General features: G+C 73.5%; 13 protein-coding genes. 3 read left to right on the top strand and 10 right to left on the bottom strand.

What is annotated here, in order from left to right:
* Position 1: 1 nt before the first annotated feature.
* From ACGFYU_RS08090 to ACGFYU_RS08060, 7 genes are all read right to left on the bottom strand, one after another.
* Entirely contained in the window at positions 2–1,204 is a 1,203-nt protein-coding gene (locus ACGFYU_RS08090; protein ID WP_393826445.1) for a LamG-like jellyroll fold domain-containing protein, read from the bottom strand.
* A 76-nt stretch (positions 1,205–1,280) separates the two neighbouring features.
* A complete protein-coding gene (gene cseC, locus ACGFYU_RS08085) occupies positions 1,281–2,597 on the bottom strand; it encodes a two-component system sensor histidine kinase CseC (RefSeq protein ID WP_393826444.1) in 1,317 nt (438 codons plus the stop codon).
* Entirely contained in the window at positions 2,594–3,307 is a 714-nt protein-coding gene (gene cseB, locus ACGFYU_RS08080) for a two-component system response regulator CseB (protein WP_393826443.1), read from the bottom strand. Before cseB ends, cseC begins: the two co-directional genes overlap by 4 nt.
* A gap of 28 nt (positions 3,308–3,335) precedes the next feature.
* A complete protein-coding gene (locus tag ACGFYU_RS08075; protein ID WP_393826442.1) occupies positions 3,336–3,974 on the bottom strand; it encodes a hypothetical protein in 639 nt (212 codons plus the stop codon).
* Between the two features lie 80 nt (positions 3,975–4,054).
* On the bottom strand, positions 4,055–4,615 hold the full coding sequence (locus ACGFYU_RS08070; RefSeq protein ID WP_069920779.1) for a SigE family RNA polymerase sigma factor: 561 nt from the start codon (positions 4,613–4,615) through the stop codon (positions 4,055–4,057).
* 241 nt (positions 4,616–4,856) lie between these two features.
* Positions 4,857–5,783: an A/G-specific adenine glycosylase gene (locus ACGFYU_RS08065; RefSeq protein WP_393826441.1), complete on the bottom strand. Its 927-nt coding sequence runs from the start codon at positions 5,781–5,783 to the stop codon at positions 4,857–4,859.
* Between the two features lie 23 nt (positions 5,784–5,806).
* A complete protein-coding gene (locus ACGFYU_RS08060) occupies positions 5,807–6,421 on the bottom strand; it encodes a phosphatase PAP2 family protein (RefSeq protein ID WP_393826440.1) in 615 nt (204 codons plus the stop codon).
* Between the two features lie 160 nt (positions 6,422–6,581).
* On the opposite strand from ACGFYU_RS08060, the gene ACGFYU_RS08055 reads away from it, so the two are divergent.
* Positions 6,582–7,394 carry a hypothetical protein gene (locus ACGFYU_RS08055; RefSeq protein ID WP_393826439.1) on the top strand — a complete coding sequence of 271 codons (813 nt, stop codon included), beginning with the start codon at positions 6,582–6,584 and terminating at the stop codon, positions 7,392–7,394.
* A gap of 35 nt (positions 7,395–7,429) precedes the next feature.
* Here ACGFYU_RS08055 and disA read toward each other — a convergent pair whose 3' ends face one another.
* A complete protein-coding gene (gene disA, locus ACGFYU_RS08050; protein WP_382649545.1) occupies positions 7,430–8,554 on the bottom strand; it encodes a DNA integrity scanning diadenylate cyclase DisA in 1,125 nt (374 codons plus the stop codon).
* A gap of 137 nt (positions 8,555–8,691) precedes the next feature.
* The gene (radA, locus tag ACGFYU_RS08045) at positions 8,692–10,104 is read right to left on the bottom strand and encodes a DNA repair protein RadA (RefSeq protein WP_393826438.1); all 1,413 of its coding nucleotides are present in this window, start codon (positions 10,102–10,104) and stop codon (positions 8,692–8,694) included.
* 147 nt (positions 10,105–10,251) lie between these two features.
* Here radA and ACGFYU_RS08040 point away from each other — a divergent pair, with 147 nt between their 5' ends.
* The gene (locus ACGFYU_RS08040) at positions 10,252–12,024 is read left to right on the top strand and encodes a hypothetical protein (protein ID WP_393826437.1); all 1,773 of its coding nucleotides are present in this window, start codon (positions 10,252–10,254) and stop codon (positions 12,022–12,024) included.
* Here ACGFYU_RS08040 and ACGFYU_RS08035 read toward each other — a convergent pair.
* The gene (locus ACGFYU_RS08035) at positions 12,021–12,908 is read right to left on the bottom strand and encodes a hypothetical protein (RefSeq protein WP_393826436.1); all 888 of its coding nucleotides are present in this window, start codon (positions 12,906–12,908) and stop codon (positions 12,021–12,023) included. The two genes, ACGFYU_RS08040 and ACGFYU_RS08035, sit on opposite strands and share 4 nt — an antisense overlap.
* Positions 12,909–12,971: 63 nt before the next feature.
* Between ACGFYU_RS08035 and ACGFYU_RS08030 the strand changes: the two genes are divergently transcribed.
* Positions 12,972–13,913: a Ppx/GppA family phosphatase gene (locus tag ACGFYU_RS08030; RefSeq protein ID WP_393826435.1), complete on the top strand. Its 942-nt coding sequence runs from the start codon at positions 12,972–12,974 to the stop codon at positions 13,911–13,913.
* Positions 13,914–14,302: the final 389 nt, after the last annotated feature.

The following is a 14,302-nucleotide window of genomic DNA, read 5'->3' as shown; positions in this document are numbered from 1 at the left end:
TTCAGCCGACGACCCAGAAGTGGGTCGCGGTGGCCTTCGCCGCGTCGTCCAGCTCGCCCTTGCGGTACGCGGCGGCCTGCTCCGGGGTGAAGGCCGTCCCGTAGAACCGGATGTAGTTCATGGAGCCCGTCCAGGCGCCGGCCCAGTTGTTCTCGTGGCGGGCCCGGCCGAGCTGCAAGGGCCCCGCGTTCTGCCAGATCCCCGGGATCTGGGCCTCGCCGGCCTTCTTGCCCTCCACGTAGAGGGAGATCATCTTCTTCTCCGCGTCGTGGACGGCCGTCAGCACCGTCGTGTCCTTGACGGTCTTCAGCCCCTCGGCGGCGACGGTCACGATGGTGGGCTTCGGGCCCTTCTCGTTGGTCCGTACGCGGAACACCCAGGCCTGCTTGCCGTTCACCTCGTCGGCGCCCAGCTCGAACGAGAACGACTCGCCGGTGCCCTGGCTGAGGGCGATGTGCGCGCCCTTCGCGGGCGAGGTGTTGTTGACGCGGGCCGAGAGGGAGAAGCTCTTGGTCGTGTCCACGGCCGCCTCGGTGGCCTGGGCGTAGGAGTTCGGATTGCCCTTGAGGTGGAGCTCGAAGCGCTCGCCCACCTTGGGCACCGTGGCCTCGGGGCCCATCCGGATGCTGGTCTTGCCGACGCTGTCGCGGAGCAGGGACGGGTCGCTGGCGACCGTCGGGGAGTAGGACTTGGACGGGGACGCGCCGGGGTCGGGGGTGGCGGGCGCGGAGGAGGCGGGCGGGTTGTCGGCGACGTCCTTGGGGTCGTCGTCGGCGGGCTTGTCGCCCCGCAGCAGGAAGAACGTTCCGCCACCGGCGAGCAGCAGCACCACGGCCACCGCGCCGCCGATCATCCACAGCCGCTTCTTGCGCCGCTCGGCCTCCGACCGGTCGGCCATGGCCTCCCAGTCCGGCTGCTCCGCGGAGGGTACGACCGGCAGCCCCTGGTCGGGCCCGGGTAGCCCGGGGCCCGGCGCGAACGGCTGCGCGGGGCCGAAGCCGCCGCCCGCGGGCGAGCCCTGCGGGTAGCCGTAGCCGCCGCTCTGCGGGAAGCCGTAGCCACCGCCCTGCGCGGGCGGGCCCGGCTGGGCGGGCGGGAAGCCGTAGCCGCCGGGCGCGGGCGGTCCCGGGGGGAACCCGTAGCCGCCGCTCCCCGGGGCGGGCTCGGACTGCGGGTTGCTCGGGGGATTCGTGCCGTCGGTCATGCCACGGATGCTAAGTCACGCACCCTTCGGACCGTGCGGCCCGGTACCGATCCGGTATCCGGATCCGGTCTCCCGGTCAGCTCTGCGGCAGCTGGATGACGGGGAAGCTCCCCGTCGCCGTCGGCGCGTGCTCCGGCAGCCACAGCACCGCCACCGCCCCCGCCGCCGCGCCCTCGCGCTCCACACCGCCCGGAGCGGCCACGTTACGGAAGGTCAGCCGGGCGCCCAGCACCCGCGCCTGTCCCTCCGCGATGGTCAGCCCCAGCCCGTGCCCCACGCCCGCGCGGTCCGTCGACCCCGTCCGGAACCGGCTCGGCCCCTCGCGCAGCAGGGCCTCAGGGAAGCCCGGCCCGTGGTCCCGGACCCGTACGACCCGGCCCTCGACGTCGACCTGGATGGGCGCCCGCCCGTACCGCGAGGCGTTGGCCAGCAGGTTCCCCAGGATCCGCTCCAGGCGCCGCGGGTCGGTGCTGACGATCTCGTCCGCGACGACCCGTACGGACGCCTCCGGCATCAGCGCGGTCACCCGCCGGCTCACGAACTCGCCCAGCGCCACGTCCTGCAGCTCCGCCCGCTCGGACGCGCTGTCCAGCCGGGCCACCTCCAGTACGTCCTCGACCAGCGCGCGCAGCGCCTGCGCCCGGTCCCGCACCAGCTCGGTCGGCCGGCCCGGAGGCAGCAGTTCCGCCGCCGTCAGCAGGCCCGTCACCGGCGTCCGCAGCTCGTGCGCGATGTCCGCGGTCACCCGCCGCTCCGCCTCCAGCCGCTGCTGCAGGGCGTCGGCCATGGCGTCCACGGCCCGCGCGAGATCGTCCGTCTCGTCCCGTACGACGCCCCCGACGGCGTCCCGTACCCGTACGTCGGGATCCCCGTGCGCCACCCGCTGCGCGGCGGCCGCGGCCTTGCGCAGCCGGCGCGAGATCTGCTCGCCGATGAGCACGCCGAGCGCCGAGCCGGCGATCACGACGGCGAGGGAGCCGACGACCAGGGCCCGGTCCAGGTCGCGCACCATGTTGGCGCTCTCCCGGAACTGCGTGTGCAGCGACAGCACCTGCCCGTTGCCGAGCGGCACGGCGGCCCACACCTCGGGCAGCCCGCGCGGGTTCTCCTGGATGTACGTCCCGCGCCGCCCGGACCGCGCCTTCTCGCGCAGGTCGCCCGGCAGGTCGGGATCGTTGAGCTTGGCCCCCATGGGCGGCTTGCGCCCGGCCTCGGCGTTGCGGGAGATGAACTGCACCCGGTCCAGCTGCGTCTCGCGGGCGCTCTCCAGCATCGACGTACGGGCAGCACTGTGCACCACCAGGCTGAGCGCGACCGTGATCAGCGTGCCCACGGCGGCGATGGCCAGTGCGATCTTCCAGCGGATCCCCGTACGAAGGGTCACCTGTCTCATGCCTTGAGCTTGTATCCGAAGCCCCGGACCGTTTCGATCCGGTCCTGTCCGATCTTGGTGCGCAGCCGCTGGACGTGGACGTCGACGACGCGGGTGTCGCCGCCCCAGTCGTAGTCCCAGACCCGCTCCAGCAGGCGGTCGCGCGACAGTACGGTGCCGGGTGCGGAGGAGAACTCCAGCAGCAGTCGCATCTCGGTCGGGGTCAGGGCCACCGCCGCGCCCGCCTTGCGGACCTCCATGCCCTCGGTGTCGACCTCCAGGTCGCCGAAGGAGAGCACCCCGCGTTCGGCGTCCTGTCCGTCGTCGGAGCCGCCGGAGCCGCCGTTCTGCGGGCCGCCGGCGTGGCCGAAGCGGCGCAGCACGGCGCGGATGCGGGCCACGAGCACGGAACCGTCGAAGGGCTTGGTGACGTAGTCGTCGGCGCCCGCCTCCAGGCCCAGCACCACGTCGATGGAGTCGGCGCGCGCCGACAGCATGATCACGGGGACGGTGGACTCGTCGCGGATGCGGCGGCACAGGCTCACGCCGTCCATGCCGGGGACCATCACGTCGAGCAGGGCGATGTCGGGCCGGTCGGCGCGGAAGGACTCCAGGCCGGACAGGCCGTCGGGCATGGCGGTGACCACGAACCCGTCGCGTTCCAGCGCCAGGGTCGTGGCCTCACGGATGACGTCGTCGTCCTCCACGAACAGGACATGGGTTTCGGCCATGCGGAAGCCTCGCCTCGGTTCTTCGTACTCAGTTCTTCTGACTGGCGGCCGGGGCGGGCTGGCTCCCGCCGTCGACCACGTTGCTGTATTCCGAGTGGACTCGGTCCTGCTCGGTGAACTTCTCCCCGTCCCAGCGGTACGTGATCACGTCCTCGCCCGACGGATAGGAGAGCGCGTCGCTCTTTCCGTAGACCTGCTTCGTGACCACGAGGTCGCCCCGGTCGATCTCCGCGTAGACGGGTGGCTGTTCGTCCGAGAAGACATTCTCGTACTTCGCTCCGTCCGCCCGGTACACGTACGAGCCACGGCCGAGCGCGTCGGCGCAGGACAGGACGTTGACCACGATGTCGACGACGGGGCTGCCGGTGACCTTCCCGTAGCTGACGTCCACCGGGTACTCCTTGCCCGTGCAGGGCTTGAGGTCCCGCTTGATCTCGGCGCTGACCTTGGGGTCCGCCTTCAGCAGGGCGACGGGGTCGACCTTCTTCAGGGGGCGGCCGGAGGGGGTCGCGGAGGGTGCGTACCCGTCGGTGGAGGTGGCGGTGGGGGCGGTCTTGGACACCGTCTCGGTCCGTGCGGGGCCGCCGTCGCGCAGGCCGGTCCCGCCGGTGGCGCAGCCGACCGCGAACACGGCTGTGCCGACGAGGACGACCGTCCCCGCCGACATCAGGACCAGCGAACGTCTGCCGGTCAGTGCCTGCCCCGGTCCTTGCCCTTGTCCTTGTCCCTGCTTTTGGCCTTGGCCGCTCAGGCCGCGCACCGCTCACGTCCTTCGTACCGGATGGTGTGGTCACCGCGTTCCAGCGCCCGCATGTCCAGGTCCCGGCTCTCCAGCTCCTGCCGGAGGCGGGCCAGCGCGCGGTGCAGCGTGCTCTTCACCGTACCCGCCGACATTCCGAGCGCGGCGGCCGTCTCCTCGGTGCTCATCTGCTCCCAGTGTCGCAGCACGACCACGCTGCGCTGTTTGGGCGCGAGCACCTTGAGGATGTCCATCAGCAGGGCGCGGTCGGCGCGCTGGTCGGAGCCGTCCTCGACGGACGCGTCGGGGAGCTGTTCGGTGGGGACCTCTTCGAGCTTGCGGGCGCGCCACCACTCGGTACGGGTGTTGATCATGACCCGGCGCAGGTAGGCGTCGGCCAGGGACTTGTCCGCGATGCCGTCCCAGCGGCCGTAGGTGCGCACCAGGGCCGTCTGGAGCAGGTCCTGCGCGTCGGTGGGGTCCGGGACCAGGCGCCGGGCGCTGCGCAGCAGCGCGTCCTGCCGAGTGCGTACGTACTCTTCGAATTCGAGTACCTCGCCGTGCGCCATCTCAGACCGCCTCCGTTCCGACCAACCGCTGATCCGCTGTCTTGCGGATTCGAAGGTACGGAGGGGTTGTCACGGGCCTGTGCGGGCCAGCCTTCGGTGGGCGCACGGACACCCATAGGTTGTGTAACAGTGCCTGTGAGCTGGGGTTTCCCGGCCGGAAGCGGAATCTGAGAGTCAGCTCCGGGCCGGGTACGGATCCCGTCGTCCCGCGCGAGTGGACCGCGGGTGGATCGCGAGTGGGTCAGGTGAGCGGCAGCCGGTAGAACCCGCCGTCGAGGGGCTCGACCAGCCCGTCGGAGACCAGCCCGTCGAGGGCCCGGGCGCGCTGCACCGGCTCCTCCCAGACCGTGTCGAGCAGGGCCTGCGGAACCGCGCCCGCCGCCTCCCGGAGCACGGCGAGCAGCCGGCCGCGCACCTGGCGGTCCGTCCCGGCGTACGTCTGCCCGCGCCGCGGCGGCCCCTCGTGCGGCGGCTTCCCGGCGAGCCGCCACGCGCACAGGCCGGCCACCGGGCAGCGGGCGCAGTCCGGGCTCTTGGCGGTGCACACCAGCGCGCCGAGCTCCATCGAGGCCGCCGCCCAGCGGGCCGCGGTCTCCTCGTCCTCGGGCAGCAGGGCCCGGGCCAGGCGCCGCTCGGCGGCGGTGGTGGCGTTCGGCGGGTACTCGACCCCGGTCGCGGTGCGCGCGAAGACCCGCCGGACGTTGGTGTCGAGCACGGCGTGCCGCTGCCCGTACGCGAAGGAGGCCACGGCGGCGGCGGTGTACTCGCCGATCCCGGGCAGCGCGAGGAGCTGCGCGTGGTCCCGCGGTACGTCGCCCCCGTGCCGCTCCGTTATGGCGACGGCCGCGCCGTGCAGCCGCAGGGCGCGGCGCGGGTAGCCGAGCCGCCCCCAGGCCCGTACGGCCTCGCCGGGGGCCTCCGCGGCCAGGTCGGCGGGGCGGGGCCAGCGGGCGAGCCACTGCTCGTAGACCGGCAGGACCCGGCTGACGGGCGTCTGCTGGAGCATGAACTCGCTGACCATGACCCCCCAGGGGCCGGCCTCGGGGCGGCGCCAGGGCAGGTCGCGGGCGTGCTCGTCGAACCACGCGATGACGGGGGAGTGCAGCGCGCGGGGGACGTCGGGGGTGGCGTCCGTCGAAGAAGCGGGGGATACGGGGGATGCAGTCATGGCAGACGGCATCCTGGCACGTTTCACCCCTCGCGCGCCGGGCCCGGGCCGGTGAACCAGACAGCGGCGCGGACTCCGCTCGCCCGCAGGGCGGCGATGATCGTACTGATCGGACCGGTGAGCGCCAGGACGACGAGGGCGGCCAGCGAACCGCCCAGGAGCAGGCCCATCGCGACGTCGTGCGGATAGTGCACGCCGACGAAGACGCGGGAGAAGGCCATCAGCAGCGCCAGCGGCACGGTCAGCAGCGCCAGACGGCGTACGGCCAGGGCGAGCGCGACGGCGGCGGCGCCGGCTATGGCCGCGTGGTTGCTGGGGAAGGACCAGTCGCCGGGCGCCGGGCACTTGATCAGCGAGGCGGCGGCGCCGACGACGGCACGGCAGGGGCGTTCCTCGTCCACGGTGGACTTCACGACCTCGGAGGCGACGTAGGCGACGGCGGCGGCCAGCGGGGCGAGGACGGCGAGTGCGACGGCGCGGGGGCCGGGGCGGGTGCGCGCACGCCACCAGACGGCCGCGAAGAGCAGGCCGAAGAGGAGGAGCCCGTACTCCGTCCACACCTCGAACGCCGACTGCACCCACGCGGGCGTGGAGTGGGCGAAGTCGGTGACGTCACGATAAAGGGCGGAACTGTCCATGGTCACCGACCGTACGTAGTGAGGCCTCAGGAGAGCGTCAGACTCTTGGCTGATTCTCGCCCCATCGGATTGCACCCGCAGGATGATCATCGGCAAATCGAGCACGCTGCGCGGCATGTGGGGCACCGATCGGGCGGCGGACTCTCGTAAAGTTCCGCTCGTGGGATCTCTGCGCAATCCGGTCGGGCCGCTCCCCTCCTCCATCTACTGGCGACGGAGGGCTGTGCTGGCGTCCGTTGTCGCGCTCCTCGCGCTCCTCGCCGTATGGACCGTCAGTTCCGGTGGGGGGAAGTCCAGTACGAACGGAAAGGGCCAGAGCCACCCGGATCCGGCCGTCTCCATCACCCCCGGCCCGGCGGGCACGGGGCCGGCGATCAGCCAGGCCCCGGGCGGACGCGCGGAGTCGGGCGGCGGCGGCACCGGTACAGGCGCCGGCTCGGAGGGCGGCGGCGCGGGCGGCGCGGGCAAGAACGGCGAACCGGGCTCCGGTTCCGGTTCGGGCGGTGCCGCAGCCGCGGGCAGCGGTGGCGGCCAGGCCCCGGCCCCCGTCCCGGCGGACTCGGCCCTGCCCACCTGCGCGCCGACCGCGCTGCAGTGGGAGGTCAAGAGCGTGAAGAACGAGTACGAGGCGAACGAGAAGCCGCGCCTCGAACTGATCACCCGCAACGTCTCCGGCACGACCTGCAAGGTCGACCTCGGCCCGAAGCAGGCGGTCCTGACCATCCTTCAGGCGACCAGCACCAAGGCGGTGTGGTCCTCGGCGGACTGCCCGACGGGCGCCGGGAACGCGTTCTTCCGCCTCCCGGCGGGCGGCGAGACCAAGCAGCCCCTGGACTGGGACCGCCACTTCAGCGCCCCCGACCAGTGCCAGTCGCCTCCGGCGGGGTCCGCGGCTCCGGACACGTACGTGGTGGAGGTCAAGTCCCCGGGCATGCCGGTGGCCCGAACCTCCTTCGTCCTGAAGCAGGACTGACCGGGGGCTCCGCCCCCGCGGAGCCCCCGGAGTGGCTAGACGTAGCGTTCGAGGATCGACGACTCCGCCAGGCGGGACAGGCCCTCGCGGACGCTACGGGCACGGGCCTCGCCCACCCCGTCCACGGTCTGCAGGTCATCCACGCTGGCAGCGAGCAGCTTCTGCAGACCACCGAAGTGCTCCACCAGCCGCTCGATGATCGCCCCCGGCAGCCGCGGGACCTTCGCCAGCAGCCGGTAGCCCCGCGGCGACACCGCCGAGTCCAGGGTCTCCGGCGAGCCGGTGTACCCCAGCGCCCGCGCCACGATCGGCAGTTCCAGCAGCTCCGCGTGGGTCAGCGCGTCCAGCTCCGCCAGCGCCTCGTCCACCGTGCGGGAACGCTTCGCCGTCGGCTCCGGCACGTAGTCCCGGATCACCAGCTCCCGCTCCTGCTCGATCCCGACCGTCAGCTCGTCCAGCTGCAGCGACAGCAGTCGCCCGTCCGTGCCCAGTTCGACCACGTACTCGGCGATCTCGGTCGCGATCCGGCGGACCATTTCCAGCCGCTGCGCGACCGCCGTCACGTCGCGCACCGTGACCAGGTCCTCGATCTCCAGCGCGGACAGCGTCCCGGCGACCTCGTCCAGGCGGAGCTTGTACCGCTCCAGCGTGGCCAGCGCCTGGTTCGCCCGCGACAGGATCGCCCCGGACTCCTCCAGGACCCGCCGCTCCCCGTCCACGTACAGCGCGATCAGCCGCATCGACTGCGACACCGAGACGACCGGGAAGCCGCACTGCTTGGAGACGCGGTCGGCCGTACGGTGCCGCGTACCCGTCTCCTCCGTCGGGATCGAGGCGTCCGGCACCAGCTGGACACCCGCCCGCAGGATCTTGGTGATGTCCTTGTCCAGGATCAGCGCGCCGTCGAGCTTGCACAGCTCGCGCAGCCGGGTCGCGGTGAACTCCACGTCCAGCACGAACCCGCCGGTGCACATCGCGTCGACCGTCTTGTCCATGCCGAGGACGATGAGCCCGCCGGTGTTGCCGCGAACGATCCGCTCGAGGCCGTCACGCAGTGGCTGACCAGGGGCGACCGCGCTCAGCGAGGCGCGCATCAACGCCTCGTGCTTGGAGCTCGCGCCGGACTTCCCGGGTGCTGCTGCCCCGTCCTTGGCTGCCACTGCACTCCTCCGGTCGCGGGTTGCGCCGCCTGCGTACGGCCGGGCGGACCATCCAGAAGTCTACCGGCGCCCGCTGCGGCCCCGCCGTGGCTTGGCCAGGTAGCCCCCGCGAGGACCCCGTACAGACCTCTGACCAGCTATTCCCCCGCCCGCTCCCGGGCCGGCGTACGGGACCGCCCGCGCGGCAGCACCCGGAGCGCGTCACCCATGTCGGCCACCTCGATGACCTTCATCCCGGCCGGCACCTTGCCCGGATCCGACGGCACCAGCGCGTGCGTGAAGCCGAGCCGGTGCGCCTCCGCGAGCCGCCGCTGTACGCCGGTCACCCGGCGCACCTCCCCGGCCAGGCCGACCTCCCCGATGGCCACCAGGTTCTTCGGGAGCGGCACGTCGCTGGCGGCCGAGGCCAGGGCGAGCGCGATCGCCAGGTCGGCGGCCGGCTCGGTCAGCTTCACCCCGCCCACGGTCGCGCTGTAGATGTCGCGCTTGCCCAGCGCCGTGATCCGGCCGCGCTGCTCCAGCACCGCCAGCATCATCGAGACGCGCGAGGTCTCCAGGCCCGAGGTGGTGCGCCGGGGGGAGGGGATCTGCGAGTCCACGGTGAGCGCCTGCACCTCCGCGACCAGCGGGCGCTTGCCCTCCAGGGTCACGGTCAGGCAGGTCCCGGGGACGGCCTCGGCGCGCCGGGTCAGGAACAGTCCGCTGGGGTCGGCGAGCCCGGTGATCCCCTCGTCGTGCAGTTCGAAGCAGCCGACCTCGTCGGTGGCCCCGTACCGGTTCTTCACGCCGCGCACGAGCCGCAGCCGTGCGTGCCGGTCGCCCTCGAAGCTCAGGACGACGTCCACGAGGTGCTCCAGGAGGCGGGGGCCGGCGATGGCCCCGTCCTTGGTCACGTGGCCCACGAGGAGGGTGGCCATCCCGCGCTCCTTGGAGGCCCGGATCAGGGCCCCGGCCACCTCGCGCACCTGGGCCATGCCGCCGGGCGCGCCGTCGATCTCGGGAGAGGCGACGGTCTGGACGGAGTCCAGGACGAGGAGGGAGGGCTTCACGGCGTCGAGGTGCCCGAGCACCGCCGAGAGGTCGGTCTCGGCGGCGAGGTAGAGGTGGTCGTTGAGGGCGTTGATCCGGTCGGCGCGCAGCCGCACCTGGCTCGCCGACTCCTCGCCCGTGACGTAGAGGGTGCGGTGCTCGTCGCTGGCCGCCTTCGCCGCGACGTCCAGCAGCAGCGTCGACTTCCCGACGCCCGGCTCGCCGGCGAGCAGCACGACGGCGCCGGGCACGAGCCCGCCGCCGAGGACGCGGTCCAGCTCGTCCACGCCGGTGCTGCGCGCGGTCGCGGTCCGCCCGTCGACCTGCGCGATCGGCAGCGCGGCCGTCGACACCCGGCCGGCGGCCGTGGTGCGCACGGCGGGCGCGCCCATCTCCTCGACGGTGCCCCAGGCCTGGCACTCGGGGCAGCGCCCGAGCCACTTCGCGGTCGTCCAGCCGCACTCGGTACAGCGGTAGGACGGCCGGTCCTTGGCGGATGAACGAGCAGTACGGGCAGCCATGCGCCCCACGGTAGCCGCCCCCACCGACAGCGCCGGACCCGTGACCGTCAGGGCCGCTGTCAGCGGCGCGCCGATCTCGTCACCCGTAAGGGCTAATTCCGGGGAAGGCTTCCGGGGCGCAACCGGCGCGCCGCCTACGGTCGCCGGGTGGACAGCAGCAACCAGGCACACACCTCAGCGCGCACCGGCGCACACCGGGCGCACGGGCGCACGCCCTCCGACGGGGAGCCGCCGCCCGCCTTCCGGCACGAGCCCTACCTGGACGGCCTGTTCACGTACTGCCTGTCGGTCCTGTGCGACCACGACACCGCCACCGACGTGCTCGGCGACGTCCTCGCCGTGGCCGAGCGGAACCCCGGCCGATGTCCCGACGAGGGGGACCTGCGGGCCTGGCTGTACGCCCTCGCCCGCTGGGGCTGCCTGCACCGGCTGGCGGAGCAGCGGCGCGCACGGCAGGGAGCGCATTCCGCCCGGCGCGCGCCGGAGCACACCGGACCGGGCCGTGCGCCGGGGGGCGTCCGCTCCGGTCCCGGCACCGGACCGGACACCGGCCGGGCCACCGAAGCCCATCGCACGCTTGACGTGAGCGCCTACCGCCGTACCGAGCTGGCCCGCCTCGCCTGGCCCGAGGCCGCCGGCACCACGCCCGAGCAGCGCGAGGCCCTCGAACTCGCCGTCCGCCACCGCCTCGGCGTCACCGAACTGGCCTCCGTCCTCGGCACCCCCGCCGCCACCGCCCGGGAGCTCCTGTCCGGCGCCGCCTGCGAGGTGGAGCGCACCCGCGCCGCCCTCGCCGTCGTGGAGACCGGCAGCTGCCCGACCGTCTCCCGGCTCACCGGCGACGGCCAGGTGCTGCTGTCCACCACCCTGCGCGCCGAGCTCGTACGCCACGTGGACGACTGCCCGCGCTGCCGCCGCGTCGCCGAACGCGTGGGCGCCGCCGCCCCCTGGCCCGGCTCCGGCGGCATCAACACCGCCGCCCTCCCGCTCGTGCCCGCCCCGCGCACCGCCGTACACGCCGCGATGCTCCGCTCCGGCCGGCGCCGCCGGCCCGCCCCGCGCTTCGACCGCACCGGCTTCCCGATGGACCCCAAGGACCGCGCCGCCCGCCGCGACCGGCTGCGCGCCCGCGCCGTGACCACCACCGTGGTCGCCACCGTCGTCGCCGCGCCGGTCCTCGCGCTGTGGGCGGCGTACCGGGGCGCCCCCAGCACCGGCGAACCCGTCGGCTCGGACACCACCCGCATCTCCGCGAGCGAATCCGACCTCCCGCTGCCGCCGCACGTCAGCGGCCGCCCGCTGACCGCCTACGAGAACACCGGCAACGCCGCCACCACCACCGGCGGTCCCGGCTTCGCCCCGGGCAGCGCCGACCCCGACGTCTCCGTCGAGGTGATCAGCGCCGGACCGCCCGCGACCGCCGACGGGGCCGGCCCCGGCGCGCCCGGCCGGCTCACCGTCGCCGCGTCCTCCCACGGCGCCACCACCGTGCTCACCCTCACCGCCTCCGGCGGCGCCCCCGTCGACTGGCGGCTCTGGTCCGACGCGCCCTGGCTGCGGGCCAGCCGGACCGCGGGCACGCTGGCTCCCGGAGAATCGGTCACCCTGCTGATCAACGTGGACCCCGAAGCCCAGCCCGTCGGCGCCTGGCGCGCCCGGGTCGGGGTGGACCCGGGCGGGGCGGTCGTCTCCATCCAGGGGCGCGGGCGCCCGGCACCCACGACGGAACAGCCGTCGCCGTCGACGTCGCCCTCGCCTCCCACGCCGGATCCGACGCCGACCCCGACTCTTGAGCCGCCGTCGCCCACACCGACGGCGACGCCGACGCCCACTCCCACGGAGTCCGCGACTCCCGCGCCGTCGTCGTCCTCAGACGGAACGGTTTCCCCGGAACCGGGTCCGTCGGCTCCGTCGCCCTAGACGGACTTCGGGTCCCGGTCCGGAGCCGGCGCCTGGTCCGAGGCCGGAGCCGGATCGGCCGGGTGCGGGGCCATCGGCAGCAGCGAGGCGAGCCGCGCCTCGCACAGCTTCACCAGCGCCTCGTACCCCTCCTTGCCCATCAGCTCCGTCAGCTCTGCCCGGTACGACACGTACACCGGGTCCCCGGCGCCGTGCGCGGACGTGGCCGACGTACACCACCAGTGCAGGTCGTGGCCGCCCGGACCCCAGCCGCGCCGGTCGTACTCGCCGATCGACACCTGGAGCACCCGGGTGTCGTCCGGCCGGTCGATCCAGTCGTACGTGCGGCGGATCGGCAGCTGCCAGCAGACGTCGGGCTTGGTCTCCAGGGGCTCGCGCCCCTCCTTCAGCGCCAGGATGTGGAGAGAGCAGCCGGCCCCGGCGGGGAACCCCGGCCGGTTCAGGAAGATGCACGCGCCGTCCCAGCGCCGGGTCTGCTTCTCCCCGTCGTCGTCGTGCTGGGTCCAGCCCGTCTCGCTGCCGACGTCGTGGAACTGCCACAGCTCCGGCGTCAGCCGCGCCACGTGCGAGGCGACGCGCTTCTCGTCGTCCTCGTCGGAGAAGTGCGCACCGAGCGTGCAGCAGCCGTCGTCCGCCCGGCCCGCCTGGATGCCCTGGCAGCCCTGGCCGAAAATGCAGGTCCAGCGGGAGGTCAGCCAGGTCAGGTCACAGCGGAAGACCTGCTCCTCGTCGGCGGGGTCGGGAAACTCCACCCACGCCCGGGGGAAGTCCAGGCCCTTCTCGTCGGGGACGGCGGCGGCTGCGGCTGCGGGCTTGGCCTTGGTGTTGCCCTTGCCCGCGTCGTTCTTCGATCGGGTCTTGTTGGCCTTCTTCGTATTTGGCACAAACACCAGCCTAAGCGCCCCTTACACAACCGCCGCGCGTTCGTCGCAGTAGCGTTTCCCCCTATGAGACTCGGTGTCCTGGATGTGGGTTCGAACACGGTCCATCTGCTGGTGGTGGACGCGCACCCCGGTGCGCGCCCGCAGCCGGCGCACTCGCACAAGGTGGAGATGCGGCTGGCGGAGCTCCTCGACGAGCACGGAGCCGTCACGCCCGAGGGCGTCGAGCGTCTCATTTCGGTCATCGCCGACGCCGTGCAGGCGGCCGAGGACAAGGGCTGCGAGGACGTCCTCCCCTTCGCGACCAGCGCCGTGCGCGAGGCCAGGAACGCGGACGAGGTGCTGGCCCGGGTCAAGGCCGAGACGGACGTCGACCTGCCGGTCCTCAGCGGTGCCGACGAGGCGCGGCTGACCTTCCTGGCGGCGCGCCGCTGGTTCGGCTGGTCGGCGGGGAAGCTGCTGGTCCTGGACATCGGCGGCGGCTCGCTGGAGATCGCGTACGGCATCGACGAGGACCCGGACGCGGCCGTCTCCCTCCCGCTGGGCGCGGGCCGCCTGACGGCGGGCTGGCTCCCGGGCGACCCGCCGGACGCCATGGACATCAGGGCGCTGCGGAGGCACGTGCGGGCGGAGATCGCGCGGACGGTGCACGAGTTCAGCCGCTTCGGGGCCCCGGACCACGTGGTGGCGACGTCGAAGACGTTCAAGCAGCTGGCGCGGATCGCGGGCGCGGCCCGCTCGGCGGAGGGCCTGTACGTACAGCGGGACCTGTCCCGCAAGGCCCTGGAGGAGTGGGTCCCGCGCCTGGCGGCGATGACCACGGCCCAGCGGTCCGCCCTCCCGGGCGTCTCGGAGGGCCGCGCGAACCAGCTCCTGGCGGGCGCCCTGGTCGCGGAGGGCGCGATGGACCTCTTCGGCGTCGACGAACTCGAAATCTGCCCCTGGGCCCTGCGCGAGGGCGTAATCCTCCGCCGCCTGGACCACTTGCCCACGGGGGCGGGGGGCTGAGGGGGCTGAGGGGGCTGTACGAAGCTTCGTGCGGGTCGGGGCGGATTGCTGCCGGGTGTCTGGGGTGGCGGGCTTCGCGCTCGGTCGGCGCCTTTACCCCCCTCTCACCACCGCGGCGCTGCGGTGGTTGCCCACCCGCCTCCCTCGGTGGCGAGACCGGGCCTCGGTAGTCCGGTGAGCGGGGTCGGTCCCGTCGGCATTTTGGTCAGGCAAGTCGGCCTGCTGGTCGGTGGCTTCGGGGTTCGGGGGCTCAGTGACCCGGTATCAGGGAGGGTTGGGGGTTTTCCGTCAGTCCCATAGTCCTTCCGGGTCGGGCCGGTCCCTCAAGAGCGCTTCGCGTCGCTTCGCGATGGCCTTCGGCCACTCTTGACCGACCGTCCCGCCCCGGA

The organism is Streptomyces sp. NPDC048337 (assembly GCF_043201175.1).
Classification (GTDB): Bacteria; Actinomycetota; Actinomycetes; order Streptomycetales; family Streptomycetaceae; genus Streptomyces.
Note: the sequence above shows the minus strand (reverse complement) of the source record. Positions and strands in the feature narration are given on the sequence as shown.

Coding starts and splice junctions, on each gene's coding strand:
- ACGFYU_RS08090 (WP_393826445.1), bottom strand. CDS start 1,204: ATGACCGACGGCACGAATCCCCCGAGCAACCCGCAGTCCGAGCCCGCC.
- cseC (WP_393826444.1), bottom strand. CDS start 2,597: ATGAGACAGGTGACCCTTCGTACGGGGATCCGCTGGAAGATCGCACTG.
- cseB (WP_393826443.1), bottom strand. CDS start 3,307: ATGGCCGAAACCCATGTCCTGTTCGTGGAGGACGACGACGTCATCCGT.
- ACGFYU_RS08075 (WP_393826442.1), bottom strand. CDS start 3,974: ATGTCGGCGGGGACGGTCGTCCTCGTCGGCACAGCCGTGTTCGCGGTC.
- ACGFYU_RS08070 (WP_069920779.1), bottom strand. CDS start 4,615: ATGGCGCACGGCGAGGTACTCGAATTCGAAGAGTACGTACGCACTCGG.
- ACGFYU_RS08065 (WP_393826441.1), bottom strand. CDS start 5,783: ATGACTGCATCCCCCGTATCCCCCGCTTCTTCGACGGACGCCACCCCC.
- ACGFYU_RS08060 (WP_393826440.1), bottom strand. CDS start 6,421: ATGGACAGTTCCGCCCTTTATCGTGACGTCACCGACTTCGCCCACTCC.
- radA (WP_393826438.1), bottom strand. CDS start 10,104: ATGGCTGCCCGTACTGCTCGTTCATCCGCCAAGGACCGGCCGTCCTAC.
- ACGFYU_RS08030 (WP_393826435.1), top strand. CDS start 12,972: ATGAGACTCGGTGTCCTGGATGTGGGTTCGAACACGGTCCATCTGCTG.